14 protein-coding genes are annotated in these 13,133 nt (G+C 69.2%); 7 read left to right on the top strand and 7 right to left on the bottom strand.

Annotated elements, in window-relative coordinates:
- Positions 1–165: 165 nt before the first annotated feature.
- Together ACIBG8_RS14245 and ACIBG8_RS14250 are read right to left on the bottom strand one after the other, a co-directional pair.
- Complete coding sequence (locus tag ACIBG8_RS14245; RefSeq protein ID WP_397343131.1) at positions 166–1,017, bottom strand: hypothetical protein; 852 nt, start codon at positions 1,015–1,017, stop codon at positions 166–168.
- A 13-nt stretch (positions 1,018–1,030) separates the two neighbouring features.
- Positions 1,031–1,582 carry a papain-like cysteine protease family protein gene (locus ACIBG8_RS14250; RefSeq protein WP_397343132.1) on the bottom strand — a complete coding sequence of 184 codons (552 nt, stop codon included), beginning with the start codon at positions 1,580–1,582 and terminating at the stop codon, positions 1,031–1,033.
- Positions 1,583–1,703: 121 nt separating this feature from the next.
- On the opposite strand from ACIBG8_RS14250, the gene ACIBG8_RS14255 reads away from it, so the two are divergent.
- Positions 1,704–2,621 (top strand): hypothetical protein, encoded by a 918-nt coding sequence (locus tag ACIBG8_RS14255; protein ID WP_397343133.1) that lies wholly within the window; start codon positions 1,704–1,706, stop codon positions 2,619–2,621.
- Between the two features lie 11 nt (positions 2,622–2,632).
- On the top strand, positions 2,633–3,589 hold the full coding sequence (locus ACIBG8_RS14260; protein ID WP_397343134.1) for a LuxR C-terminal-related transcriptional regulator: 957 nt from the start codon (positions 2,633–2,635) through the stop codon (positions 3,587–3,589).
- Here ACIBG8_RS14260 and ACIBG8_RS14265 read toward each other — a convergent pair.
- Complete coding sequence (locus tag ACIBG8_RS14265; protein ID WP_397343135.1) at positions 3,586–4,023, bottom strand: ATP-binding protein; 438 nt, start codon at positions 4,021–4,023, stop codon at positions 3,586–3,588. The genes ACIBG8_RS14260 and ACIBG8_RS14265 overlap by 4 nt on opposite strands.
- A 357-nt stretch (positions 4,024–4,380) precedes the next feature.
- Here ACIBG8_RS14265 and ACIBG8_RS14270 point away from each other — a divergent pair, with 357 nt between their 5' ends.
- The 5 genes from ACIBG8_RS14270 (at position 4,381) to ACIBG8_RS14290 (ending at position 9,619) form a co-directional block, all read left to right on the top strand.
- On the top strand, positions 4,381–4,848 hold the full coding sequence (locus ACIBG8_RS14270) for an adenylyltransferase/cytidyltransferase family protein (RefSeq protein ID WP_397343136.1): 468 nt from the start codon (positions 4,381–4,383) through the stop codon (positions 4,846–4,848).
- A gap of 126 nt (positions 4,849–4,974) precedes the next feature.
- Positions 4,975–6,150 carry a threonine--tRNA ligase gene (gene thrS, locus ACIBG8_RS14275; RefSeq protein ID WP_397343137.1) on the top strand — a complete coding sequence of 392 codons (1,176 nt, stop codon included), beginning with the start codon at positions 4,975–4,977 and terminating at the stop codon, positions 6,148–6,150.
- 72 nt (positions 6,151–6,222) lie between these two features.
- Positions 6,223–8,133 (top strand): TRAP transporter permease, encoded by a 1,911-nt coding sequence (locus ACIBG8_RS14280; RefSeq protein ID WP_397343138.1) that lies wholly within the window; start codon positions 6,223–6,225, stop codon positions 8,131–8,133.
- Entirely contained in the window at positions 8,130–9,065 is a 936-nt protein-coding gene (locus ACIBG8_RS14285; protein ID WP_397343139.1) for a TAXI family TRAP transporter solute-binding subunit, read from the top strand. Before ACIBG8_RS14280 ends, ACIBG8_RS14285 begins: the two co-directional genes overlap by 4 nt.
- Positions 9,066–9,082: 17 nt before the next feature.
- Positions 9,083–9,619, top strand: coding sequence for a DUF1850 domain-containing protein (locus ACIBG8_RS14290; RefSeq protein ID WP_397343140.1), 537 nt, complete (start codon positions 9,083–9,085; stop codon positions 9,617–9,619).
- On the opposite strand, the gene corA is transcribed toward ACIBG8_RS14290, so the two are convergent.
- From corA to ACIBG8_RS14310, 4 genes are read right to left on the bottom strand one after another with little or no spacing between them, the layout of a single operon-like run.
- On the bottom strand, positions 9,514–10,479 hold the full coding sequence (corA, locus tag ACIBG8_RS14295) for a magnesium/cobalt transporter CorA (protein ID WP_397343141.1): 966 nt from the start codon (positions 10,477–10,479) through the stop codon (positions 9,514–9,516). The genes ACIBG8_RS14290 and corA overlap by 106 nt on opposite strands.
- An 11-nt stretch (positions 10,480–10,490) precedes the next feature.
- Positions 10,491–10,853 (bottom strand): hypothetical protein, encoded by a 363-nt coding sequence (locus tag ACIBG8_RS14300; protein WP_397343142.1) that lies wholly within the window; start codon positions 10,851–10,853, stop codon positions 10,491–10,493.
- Positions 10,850–12,733 (bottom strand): C2 family cysteine protease, encoded by a 1,884-nt coding sequence (locus ACIBG8_RS14305; protein WP_397343143.1) that lies wholly within the window; start codon positions 12,731–12,733, stop codon positions 10,850–10,852. The genes ACIBG8_RS14300 and ACIBG8_RS14305 overlap by 4 nt, the downstream gene beginning before the upstream one ends.
- Position 12,734: 1 nt before the next feature.
- Positions 12,735–13,052 carry a hypothetical protein gene (locus ACIBG8_RS14310; protein ID WP_397343144.1) on the bottom strand — a complete coding sequence of 106 codons (318 nt, stop codon included), beginning with the start codon at positions 13,050–13,052 and terminating at the stop codon, positions 12,735–12,737.
- Between the last annotated feature and the right edge of the window lie 81 nt (positions 13,053–13,133).

Consider the following 13,133-nt stretch of genomic DNA (forward strand, 5'->3'; position numbering starts at 1 on the left):
AAACGCCCTGCCCCAAACCTCACAATCCCCCAGATATTGAAGGACCCCAGCCCTCACGGGGTCCCAACCCGATAGTCCTGGGGCCCTGAGAGTTCTTTCGGTGAGGGAGGCGGGAAAGGTCGCGGTGGCCCCGCTCAGGGGTGACCGCGACCTTCCCCGAAGCGGTCAGCGCCGGGCGAGGCGGCGTAGACCGAAGGCGGCGGTTACCAGGGCGGCTGCGGCGGCGAGCACCCAGATGCCTGTCGAGCCCCCACCCGGCAGCGGGGCGCTCGGACCAGCGCTGGCGGGCGGGGCGCCAGCACCATACGCGTCGCCGTATCCGCCCGCACGGCCGTCTCTGGCGTACGCGGAGCCCGGCTGCTTGTCGGCGTACCGGTCGTGGACCACCTTCTGGTAGTCGGCCACGGGAAGACCGGCGGACCCCACGGAGGCCACGGCCTCGGAGTTCAAGGGCACCACCTGGCCACCGCGCAACGCGTACCACGCGTTGAGCTGCGGCTCGCGGAACACCGTCCCCTCCTGGGCGGCATACCGCGGCTCGTCGTCGCCGGTCGTGATGTTGGCCACCTCCCACGCCCCCGAGGGACCGCGGGCGGTCCACACGGAGGCCGTCTGACCGTCCGCCGCCGTCGCCCGGCTGGCCAGGAAGGCGAAGCGGGCGATCTGCGGCGCCTGCCCGCTGACGAACGCGGGGTTGAGGTCGTAGACGGCCACGGCCTGGGGCGCGACCGCCGCCGACACCGAGGTGCCGTTCGGCGTCTTGCCCTTGGCCCCGAAGAACTTCCCGACCGTCGTACGGCTGGCCGCGGCGACCTGGGAGGCGGCGGTCATGTCAGTGGCGGACGGCGGCGCCGGGTCCGCGGCCACCGCAGCCGGGTCGGGCGCCGCAAAAGGCGCCGCGAGGGACACGGCGGCGACGGGCACCGGATAAGCCACCGGCACCGGGTAGGCGAGCGCCGCCGTCGGGGTGAGCATGAGCGCGGCGGCGGCCGCCGCCAGGGTCACGAGGAGTTTCATGGCATGGCCTCCTTCACGCGCCGATGTAGTCGAGGGAGTGGGTCCAGAAGAAGGAGTTGTTGGAGACGTAGTAGTTGTACGTCGTCCAGTTGTAGCGGGTGCTCGACGGCCACGGGTTGCCCCAGTACACCCACGACTTGCTCTTGTCGTAGCCGTACAGGACCTCCATGTGCCCGCCGCCGCTGGTCCACTGGATGCGCGCCATGACCGGCCGCTCGGCGTCGATCTCGCGGATGATCGAGGTGTAGGCCAGGTAGTCGTAGACGTACGTGCCGGGGTTGATGCCGATCTGGCGGAAGGCGTTCTGGTCGTTGGCGAGGGTGGCCTGGTTGTTGGGGCATCCCGAGTTGACCGGCCGGTTGAACGCCATGTTGCAGAACTGGTTCTGGCTGTAGGAGTACCCGTAGAAGGCGGCGACGGAGTTGCCGGTGGCGGCCCAGCACCAGTTGGAGTACTCCTGGGCCTGCTGGGTGTAGTCGAGGCGGTACCACGTCCATGCGTGGGCGGGGGCGGCGGACGCGAGCCAGGCGGTCGCGGCCACGAGCAGGGTGAGGAAGACCTTCATGCGGGTGATGGTCGGCCGGTGACGCCGGCCGTACAAGAAGGGTCATGAGGCCTTACAGGCGGGTGTGAACGGCCCTCGGAGAAGCGGTGACGCGGAGGGGAAAATCTGTGAACATTCACTCGTGCCGGACGATCTGCACGAAGCACTCCAGACTGGCCCCTTCCATGTGGCGCTCAGGGCCGCGATCGAGGCGCGTGGCCTGAGCCTGGACCGGCTGCGCCACCGGCTGGAACGGCGCGGCCTGCGGGTCGGCGTGACCAGCCTCAGCTACTGGCAGCAGGGCCTGCGCCGCCCTGAGCGGGCCGAGTCGCTGCTCGCCGTGGCCGCGCTGGAGGAGATCCTGACGCTGCCGCCGCGCTCGCTCAGCTCCCTGCTCGGCCCGCCGCGCCCCAGGGGGCGCAACACGGGCCTGCCGCCGGGCGCGGTCGGCTACGCCGCGATCCTGCCGCGGGCCGACGCGCTGGCCGTGCTCCTGGAGCAGCTGGACGGCGTGGCCGACGACCGGCGGCTGCACATCGCCGGGATGTACGAGACCGTGCGGATCGGCCGCGACCGTGGGCTGGAGCGGCGCGAGACGGTGCAGGTCGTCCAGGCGCACGAGGACGCGGCCGACCGCTACATCATGGTTTACCGGGGCGATCCTGGCTGCGACGTCGAGCGCGTGCGCGTCACGGCGCTGGAGGACTGCCGGGTGGGCCGGGTGCGCCGCGACCCGGCGGCCGAGCTGCTGGTGGCCGAGCTGCTGTTCGACAGGACGCTGCGGATCGGCGAGACGCAGGTGCTGCGGTACGAGCTCACCGACCGGGGCGGGGCCGAGGTGTGCGACTACGAGCGCGGCTTCCGCTTCCCCGCCGGTCATTACGTGCTCAGGGTCGGCTTCGACCCCGCCGAGCTGCCGGTACGCATCCGCCGCTACAGCCGACGCTCCGGCGGGCAGCGCGCGTCGGTCGACCTCACGCTCAACGCCCATCACGCCGTTCACCTGGCCACCGATGCCATCCAGCCGGGTTTGGTCGGGTTTTGCTGGGAATGGGGCTGATATAAAGAACCGTGGCCGAGATCGCCCTGCTGCGCACGTTCGCCGAAGTGGGTTTCCACGTCGCGAGCAGTGGAGGCGCTCAGGCGGCGATGGACGCCCTGCGCGGCGTGCTGCCGATGGACGCCTACGAGTTCGTCGCCTTCGACCCCGCCACCGGCGTCCACCAGAGCCTGCTGGCCGACGGCCACGCCCGCATCGACCGCGACGCCGCGGAGGAGTACGTCAAGCTCGGCCCCTACCGCAGGGCCGTCGCCGCGCGCCGCCCGCTGTCCATGCGCGAGCCTGGCACCGAGCGCTACTTCCGCCGCCACCTGGAGCCGTACGGCTGGCGCTCCGGCCTCACCACGCCGCTGTTCCTGCCCGAGGGGCGATATACCGGGCTGCTGCACCTGGCCTCCAAGGACCCGGCCGCCTACACCGAGCGCTGCGACACGATGCTCGCCGCGGTGTCGCCCACGCTGGCCCACGTCACCGACCTGACCAGGTGCGTCATCGACCCGGTCGGGCTGCCGCCGGGGTTCGGCGCGGTGGCCTTCGACCGGGCGGGCAACAGGCGCGAGGTGCCCGGCGTGCGGCCGTCGCGGGCGGCGGCCGGGCTGGCGGGGCTGGCCAGGGCGTTCATCGAGTCGCGCGAGCTGACCAGGCGGGGGTTGTGGCTGGACGGCGACGGGCAGTGGCGCGAGGTCCGGGTGGTCAGGGCCGGGGTGGGGTTCCAGGGGGCGATCCAGGGGGCGGTGGTGGCCGAGCGGGCCTGCTCGCTGCCCTACGACCTGACCGGGCGGGAGGTGGACGTCCTGACCAGGGTCGCGGCGGGCGACTCCAACCCGCAGATCGCCGCCGCGCTCGTGCTTTCCGTTCGTACGGTGACCACGCATCTGGAGCACATCTTCGCCAAGCTGGGCTGCGACAGCCGTACCCGCCTGACGACGAAGGCGCTCGCCGAGGGGCTGTGCCGTCTCGACCTCTAGACCCAGCCAGCCGGTACGGTCACCAGGACGAGCTCGAACCACACCGTGTTGGCGCCGTTCTCCCTGATGAAGCCCCATCGGTGGCTGAGCGCTTCAAGGAGCGGGAGGCCGCGGCCGCTGGTGCCGTGGGTGGTGGTACGGCAGGCGCAGGGGGGCTCGTCCGAGCCGTCGTCGGCGATGCAGACCCTGACGCGCCGGCCGGTCGCGTGGACGGCGAGCGTGAACGCGCCGCCGTCGCCTGACTGGGAGTGCAGGACGGCGTTGGTGGCGAGTTCGCTGGTCAGCAGGACGCAGTCGTCGTGTAATGGGTGGTCGCGGCCCAGGGTCGTGGTCACCAGGTGTCTGGCCGCCGACACCTGCGCGGGCACCCCTGGCAACCGGACCAGCAGATTCGGACCGTCGACTTCGGTCCCTTCGAGCTCAGGTGCTGCCACTGCGACCTCCCCGATTCGAGTCACGCTGTAATGACGCGTGACCGGGGGCGTCGAGATATCTCGAAAAGGTAGGAAACCTCTAGCCGCCGCAACCCTCATGACCTGCGCTTCTCCCCCACCCCAGCAACCCCACCCCTCACTCTCGCCCGAGTGCGGGGATGGAAGGCTTGAAGGGCCCTCAACCCCTGAAGGCCCCGCAGACCCTGAAGGTCATGAAGGGGTACAGGTCCCTTTAAGGCTCCAAAGGCTGAGAGTGGGGTGCGCGGGGCGGGGGCGTGAGAGGTGGGGGTTCGCCGAGTGTTCGCGGGGACCGAGTACGCTGCGTTCGACGAGTCGACTGTTAGGGGAGCGCGCCGAGTGAGCAGCCTGGAGGCCGTCTGGGTGCAGCCGTGGGAGCACCCGGGTGCCGCGATAGTGACCGGCGTGTTCGACATCCTGCACGTGGGCCACGTCCGCTTCCTGACCGCGGTGGCCGAGCGCGGCCTCCCGCTGGTCGTGGGCGTGGAGGACGACCAGCGGGTACGCGCCTGGAAAGGCCCCACCCGCCCGCTCAACACCGCCACCGAGCGAGCCGAGCTCCTGGCCGCCCTCAGGTGCGTGGCGGGCGTGTTCGTCGTGTCAGGACCCCCCGAGGCGCACGGCCCCGAGGACTACATCGACCTGTTCGCCCCCATGGAGCCGGGCGCGCTCGCCCACACCGCCGGCGACCCCCACGCCGGCGGCAGGTGCGCCGCCGCCGCGCTCCTGGGCGCCGAGTGCTGGGAGCTGGAGGCCATCCCCGGCCGCTCCACCACGAGAATCGTCAATGCGGCGGGCAAGGGCTGAGTGCTAGCCTCAGAGCATGCGCGCTGAAATGACGACGACGCCGGACCCCGTCCCGGCGCGCTGACTTCTGTCCCCGGGCGAATGCCCGGGATGGTCGTTCGCCCTTTCATGCAAAGGCTGAACGACATGAACGACCACCGCAGGCTCGGCCGCGAGCTCGACCTCTTCGACACCGACCCGCTGATCGGCTCCGGCCTGCCGTTCTGGCTTCCGAACGGCGCAGCCGTACGCAAAGCCATCGAGGACTACGTCCACGATCTGGAAAGACGCAACGGCTACCAGCACGTCAACTCCCCCGTGCTCGCCAAGCAGGAGCTGTACGAACGATCGGGCCACTGGGCGCACTACGCCGACGACATGTTCCCGCCCATGGACGTCGGCGGCGAGCGGTTCGTGCTCCGCCCGAGCCTCTGCCCGCACCACGCGCTGATCTTCAAGGCCCGCCCGCGCAGCCACCGCGACCTGCCGCTGCGCCTGGCCGAGCTGGGCGGCCAGTACCGCTCCGAGCTGTCCGGCGTGCTCGGCGGCCTGACCAGGGTGCGGGCGATGCAGCTCAACGACGGCCACGTCTTCTGCGCCCTCTCCCAGGCGGCGCAGGAGGTGAACGCCGCGCTCGACCTGATCGAACAGGCGCACGCCAGGCTGGGCATCGCCGCCGCGCGCTACCGGCTCTCGCTGGGCGGGGACGACGGCAAGTACGTCGACGACCCCGGACTCTGGGAGCGTTCCGAAGCGATCCTGCGCGGGGTGCTCGACGCCCGCGGCCTGGCCTACGACGAGGAGAAGGGCGAGGGCGCCTTCTACGGCCCGAAGATCGACGTCCAGATCGCCGACCCGCTGGGCCGCGAGTCGACCCTGTCGACCGTGCAGGTCGACCTGTACATGCCGGGCCGCTTCGACCTGAGCTACGTCGGCCCCGACCAGCGCGAGCACCGCCCGGTCATGGTGCACCGCAGCGTCGTCGGCGCGCTGGAACGCCTGGTCGCGCACCTGGTCGAGGTGCACGGCGGCGCGCTGCCCGCATGGCTGGCGCCCGTGCAGGCCGTGGTCCTCCCGCTGTGTGACGCCGAGATGGGCTTCGCCCAGGAGCTCGTACGGCAGTGCCTGGACGAGGGGCTGCGCGCCGAGCTGTCGCCGCCCGACCGCGGCACCCTCGGCGCACGCATCAGGGCGCACCGGCTGGTGCCGTACCACCTGGTCGTGGGGGCCAGGGAGGTGGCCGGAGGGTTGCCGTCGGTGCGGCTGAGAGACGGCAGCCAGCTTGGACCGTTGCATATCGCCCAGATCGTCAAATCGATATGACAAGGGCTTCCCCAGGAGAGTAAAGGGACCGTAAAGTCCCCCCAACGTCTCTGGGGAGGACCGTTGACCGAGGTGGGTGATCGCACCGCGGAGCTGGTCGCGGCGCACGAGCAGGAACGTCCGGCCAGGCAGCTGTCCGGACGGCTGAAAATCGGGGTTTGGGTCATCGGCGGGCTGCTGTCCGTCTACGCGCTCTACGTGGTCTTCCGTCCGGTCGAGCCGACCGCCTACCGCATGACCTTCCTGGCGGTCGCGCTGCCGCTGGTCTTCCTGTGCTACTCCTCCGGCCTGGGGCGCAGGAACGGCCGCCCGACCGTGCTCGACTGGGCGCTGGCCGCACTGTCCTTGGCCGTGCTGGTCTACCCGCTCACCGACATGGACGCCTTCATCCAGCGGGGCTCCGGGGTCGAGCTGACCCCGCTGGACATCACGGCGGGCCTGCTGCTGACCGCGCTGCTGCTGGAGGCGGTGCGGCGCACGGTCGGCTGGATCTTCTCCGCCATCTGCGTCGGCTTCCTGATCTACGCCTATTTCGGCACCTACCTGCCGATCGGCTGGTCCATCTCGCACCCGGGCTTCGACCTGAGCCAGATCGTCTCGCAGCTCTACACCGGCACCGAGGGCTTCTTCGGCGTGCCGATGCAGGTGGCGGCCAGCTACATCATCCTGTTCACGATCTACGGGGCGGTGCTCGACTACTCGGGCGCGAGCAAGTTCTTCATCGACCTGAGCTTCGCCGCGTTCCGCAAGTCGCGTGCCGCCCCTGGCCGTACGGTCACCACCGCCGGATTCCTGCTCGGCACCGTGTCAGGCTCCGGCGTGGCCACCACCGTCAGCCTCGGCAGCGTGGCGTGGCCGGTGCTGAAGCGCGCCGGGTACCCGAAGGAGCCGGCGGGCGGCATCCTGGCGGCCAGCGGCATCGGCGCGATCCTCTCGCCGCCCACGCTGGGCGCCGCGGCGTTCATCATCGCCGAGTACCTGGGCGTCAGCTACCTCCAGGTGCTGATCTACGCCACGATCCCGACGCTGCTGTACTACCTGGGCATCTTCCTGGCCATCGAGGTGGACTCGCGCCGGTTCGGCACCCACGCCGTCGCCGTCGACGCGCCCAGGGCCGGCAGGCTGATGCTGCGGTTCGGTTACCACTTCAGCTCGCTGATCCTCATCGTCGTGCTGATGGCGATGGAGCGCTCGGCCTTCCAGTCCGTGGTCATCGCGACCGGCGTCGCCTTCCTGCTGTCCTTCCTGGACCCCGAGCACCGCATGACGCCCAGGCGCACCGGAGAGGCGCTGGCCAGGGGGACCCTGGAGGTGCTTCCGGTGACCGCGGTGTGCGCGGCGGCGGGCATCATCGTGGGCGTCATCACCCAGACCGGGCTCGGGCTCAACCTCAGCTCGATCATCGTCGACGTGGCCGCGGGCAACCTCATCCTCACCACGGTGCTGGCCGGTGTCGCGGTGATGCTGCTCGGCCTGGCCGTACCCGTCACCGCGAGCTTCATCATCGCGGCGGTCATCATCGGTCCCGCGCTGACCACCCTGGGGGTCACCCCGGCCGAGGCGTACATGTTCGTCTTCTACTACGCGGTGCTGTCGGAGGTGAGCCCGCCCACGGCGCTGTCCGCCGTCGCGGCGGCGGCGATCACCGGCGGCAACACCTACAAGACCATGATGATGACCTGGCGTTACACGCTGCCCGCCTTCCTGGTGCCGTTCGCCTTCGTGCTGACGCCCAACGGGCAGGCGCTGCTCGGCCAGGGGCCGTTCGGCCTGGTCGTCGTCATGACGGTGGTCTCGGCGCTGGCGGTAGCGGCGCTGGCCATGGCCACGGGGGGCCTGGCCGGCTGGCCGGAACGGGTGCTCGCGGCGGTCGCCGCGGTCCTGCTGCTGTTCCTCGACACCGTACCCATCGTCGCGGGGCTGGTCTTCCTGGCGCTCGCGGCAGCCGTACACCTCTTCAGGAAAAGGAGAACACCAGCGTGAAACGGTTCATCGCGGGGGCGGCCGTCATGGTTCTCGCACTGACAGGGTGCGGTGGCCAGGGCAACCGGCTGACCATCGCCACCGGGGGGACGACCGGCGTCTACTACGTCTACGGCGGCGGCCTGGCCAAGCAGCTGTCCGCCAACATCGCCAACACCAAGGCCACCGCTTCGGTGACCTCGGCCTCCATCGAGAACATCAAGCTGCTGGTGGCGGGCAAGGCCCACATCGGCTTCTCCCAGACCGACGCCGCGGCCGACGCCGTCAACGGCACGGGCTCGTTCACGGCCAAGCAGCCAGTCAAGGCGATCGCCCGCATCTACGACAACTACACCCACGTCGTCATCGCGCCGGGCGTCACCGCGACCAAGATCGCCGACCTCAAGGGCAAGCGCGTCTCGCTCGGCCCGGCCAACTCGGGTACCCAGGTCGTGGCCAGGCGCATGCTGGAGGTCGCCGGGCTCAACCCGGACACCGACGTGACCAAGCTGCAGCTGTCCATCAACGAGTCGGTGGAGGCCGTCAAGGACGGCACGGTCGACGCGTTCTTCTGGGTCGGCGGCCTGCCCACGGCCGGCATCACTGACCTGGCGACCAGCAAGCCGGACATGAAGCTGCTCGACACCAGCGACGTGCTGCCGGGGCTGTCGGGCAAGTTCGGCCAGACGTACGTGGGGCTGGACATCGACGTGGCGGGGGTCTACAAGCTGGCGGGCTCGATCAAGACGGTCGGGGTGGCCAACGTGCTGCTGGTGCCGGACAAGATGGACGAGCAGCTCGCCTACGACATCACCAGGACGCTGTTCGAGAAGAAGGCCGAGCTGGCGAAGGTGCACCCGGAGGCCAAGAAGCTCGACGTCAAGATCGGTCAGCAGTCCGACCCGATCCCGCTGCACCCGGGCGCCGCCCGCTACTACAAGGAGAAGGGCTGATCCTCAGGCTCGCGGCTGTGGTGGCGCTCGCCCTCTGCCTCTCCGGCAGCTCGGGCGGGCGCCCCGCCATCGGCGGCCTGCCCCTGTCCGGCGAGTGGTTCGCTCTGGGTTACGTCCATTCAGTCCATCACGCCCCGAGCGCCGAGATCTTCACCGTCGGCGACGACGCCTTCACCATGCGCGCCGTCGTCTCGACCAGCGGCGGCGTGCTCGACTACTACGCGATCGAGGGGCAGCGCTCGCGCCTTCCCGGCGGCATGTGGGTCCTGTGGCTCGACGCCCCGGCCACCTACACCTCGCTCGACCTCATCGCCTCCCCGGTCGGCCGCCGCACGCTGGTGAGCGGCCGCGGCTGCCTGCCGCTCTTCCCCTCCGCAGGGGCCAATGCCGTACGGCTGGAGCTGGAGACGGTCGCGCCGGGGACCCCGGCCCAGGCCTGCCCCGAGCCCTACAACCAGCCCTTCTTCTTGAACACCGTGTACAGCCAGAGCGACAGGGCCACCAGGACCGCCGTCGACATCCAGAAGCCCCAGGGCTGGCCGGAGCCCGGGTAGGGCACGTTCTGCCCGTAGAAGCCGGTGATCGCCGTCGGCACCGCGATGATCGCCGCCCAGCTCGTGATCTGCTTCATGATCTCGTTCAGCCGGAAGCCCTGCTGCGCCAGGTGCGTCTCGCGCAGGTTGCCCACCAGGTCGCGCAGCGAGTCCGTCCACTCGGCCACGCGCAGGACGTGGTCGTAGACGTCCTGGTAGTAGGGCATCATCGCGCGGTCGATCTTGTTGGGCTCTCGCCGCATGAGCGTGTTGACCACCTCGCGCATCGGCAGCGTGATGCGGCGGAACTGCACCATGTTCTTGCGCAGGTCGAAGGATCGGCGCTGCAGCTCGCGGCTGCGCAGGTTGTCGTCGAAGAGCGCGTCCTCCAGCTCCTCCACCTGGCTGTCGAGGTCCTGGACGAGGTCGAAGTGGCCGTCGACGACGTAGTCGAGTAAACCGTGCAGCAGGTAGGTGACGCCGTACTTGGCCATCTCGGTGCTGGCGTCCCAGCGCTCGACGACCTTGTCGATCTCGAAGTGGTCGTTCTCCCTGACGGTGACCAGCGCGTTCCTGGTGACGAAGATCGACAGCTCGACGGGGTCGAGCGAGCCCTCGTCGAAGTGTACCCCGTAGACGGTGATGAACAGATGACTGTCGTACATGTCGACCTTGGGGCGCTGGTGGTCGTTCAGCACGTCCTCGACGGCCAGCGCGTGCAGGCCGAGCTCCTCGGCGATCGAGTCGAGGTCCTCCTGGGAGGGGGCGCACAGGTCGAACCACACGGTGCAGTCCGGCTGGCACACGTAGTCGGAGACGTCGGCGATCGGGAAGCCCTTCTTCTCCAGAACGCCATTCCTGTACAACCGGGTACGCACCATGGGGGACAACCCTACGACTTCTGGACGATGCCCACATCCACCGCGTCGTAGCCGCGTTGCATGACATTCCACACCTCGACCAGCGTGAGCGTCGCGCCGGGGATGTCGATCGTCTGGCCCTTGCGCACCCGGACCTCACGGCCCGGGTTGTTCAGGCCGATGAAGACCTCGTCGTCGCTGAGCACGGCGTTGAGGGAGACCTCACCGCCCGGGTAGGTGTGCTGGAGCGGCGGCAGGCCGGAGGCGCGCGGCAGCGTCAGCCGTACCAGCCCCGGGGTGGGGGCGGGTGGGCGCTCGTTCCAGGCACGCACGCCCAGGACTGCGGTCACGAGGACCGCTGCGATGCCGACCAGCCCGATCACACGCCATCTCATCGTTCTTCTCCACTCACTTCGACCCGTTCCAGCAGCGGGATGGTCCCGTGCACCCGGTCCTGGATCCACTTGAGCGGGATCTCGACCTTCTGGTCGGCGCCAGCATGCGGACCCCAGGGGTTGGACAGCAGGACCATCTCCTTGCCGCTCGGGTCCTTGAAGACCTTCTCGATGACGTAGACGTGGTCGCTGACCAGCTTCTCGCCCGGTCCCGTGCGGCCGTCGGCGTTGTAGCCGTTCGGGACGCTCATGGTCATCGGCACGTTCTTGTCGACCAGCGCCTTCAGCTTGTCGAAGGTGATGTCGTCGCCGTCCATCATCGGGCGGTCCTTGCCATTGAGGTCCTCCCACGGCCGCAGCACGTGCCCGTCGCGCCAGCGGTTGGGCGAGAAGTACTCGCCGATGTCCGGGATGTACTCCGAGTCGCCCTCGGTGCCCCGGTAGCGGCCGTTGCCGCGGAACTGGGCGAAGGCCTTCTCGAAGATGTTGACCAGCGGCGGCTGCGCGCCCCTGTCCATCGTCTGGCCGTCGATCTTGATCTTCACCGGCTTGCCGTCACGGAAGAAGGTCACGGTGTAGGTGCCGTCGGGATTGAGGGTCATCCGCTTGGCCAGGAAGTTGGGGTCGCGCTTGAGCTCGCCGATCACCCCGGCGAGGAACCAGCAGTCACCCACTCCGCCCTGCTTCACCATCTCCCAGTCGACGGGCACCTTGGGGTCCAGGGGTGGCACCGACGCGGGCTCGTAGGTGAAGCCGTCGCCCACGTCGATCTGCGGGTTGGGCACGGTCAGCTTCTCGCCGTACGTCGAGACGATGACGTTGAGCGTCTGCTGCACCCCGCCCACGGGGCTGGTGAAGCCGCGTTTCGTCTGGGTGAGGCCGAGGATGCGGGCCATGAGCGGCTCCGCCGGGTTCTGCCAGGTGGCGTTGCCCGGCTGGCGCATGCGCTCGTAGTTCTCGTGCGCGTCCAGGGTGGCCGCCTTGACGAAGCGGGCCAGCGGATCGCCCATCTTGCCGTCCTTGACCCCGGTCCAGCCCCACGCGTTGCCGGACACCATGCCGTTGATCCGGTCGAAGTTCTTGGAGTAGATCTCGTTGGCGGCGAAGGGGTTGCGCGCTGCGGCGTCGAGCAGAGCGGCCATCGTCTGCGGGCTGGACGTGCCGTTCTCGCCGAGACCGGCGTTGACGATCTTCGCGACGGCCTCCTTGCTCCAGGTGCCGTGCATCATCAGGTCGGCCAGCAGGTTGTAGTCCGTGCCGCGGCCGGTCGCGTCGAAGCCCTTCAGCCAGGCGTCGTCGATGATGCCCCGGTGGCTGGCGACGGCCAGGATGTTGGCGATGGCGGTGAACCTGCCCTCGGTGTTCTCGTCGTCGTCGCCCCAGGACTCGGGGTTGGTGGCGCGCCCGGCCAGCCAGCCGAGCTTGTCCGGTCCGAGCTCGCGGGCGAACGCCTCGGCGAAGTCCGGGTCGAACTGATATTTCCGGATCTCTTCCCAGACGCCCGGCGGTAGCTCCCCCGGCTTCTTGTACTGCTTGGCCAGCTCCTTCGCCTTCGCCTGGGCTTCCTCGGGGCTCTTGAAGTAGCCCTCCCACTCGGACTCGACCATCGGGCCGTTGAAGCCGTACTGGTTGTTCTCCTTGGAGATCTGCTCGGTCATCGTCTGGCGGCGCCTGAGCATGGGCAGCTCGCCTTGGATCCAGTCCCGCACACCCTCCAGCCTGGTGATGTGCTTGGCGTCGATGCCGGCGCGGCCGAAGTCGTCCCGTAATCGGGACATCCGCGCGTTGACCATCTGCGCGGCGTCGGACAGGTCGCCGATCATCTTCTTGAGCTGGACCGGGTCGATCCCGGCGAACTCCTGCTGCGGCTCAGGCGCCACGTCAGAACCTGCGCGTGCGGTTGTAGGAGTTCATCTGCGCGTACCAGTCGTCGGCTTCCTTCTGCGAGCACTTGCGCGGTGTGGCGCTCAGCATGGCCGCGACCTCGTCGTCGAGGGAGTTGAGTGCGCTGTTGTAGGTCTTGACGTTCTCGTTGAGCTTGCCCTTCCAGGCGGTGGCCGTCTTGCTGGTCCACACCTGGCCGCTCTCCATGTTGACGGCAGGCTTGTCGAGCTTCTTGGCCATCTCCGTCTGGATCGCCTGGACCTGGGTCTGAAGGTTCTTCAGGTAGTCGTATTTGGGGTTGTCAACGTCAGCCATCGCCATCACCTCCGGGAGATCTTAACCATGCCGGCGGCGGTGGTGTCTGCACGAAATCCGGCGTTCTTTCCGATGTCAGGA

Source organism: Nonomuraea sp. NPDC050556 (assembly GCF_044457355.1).
In the GTDB taxonomy this organism is placed as follows: Bacteria; Actinomycetota; Actinomycetes; order Streptosporangiales; family Streptosporangiaceae; genus Nonomuraea.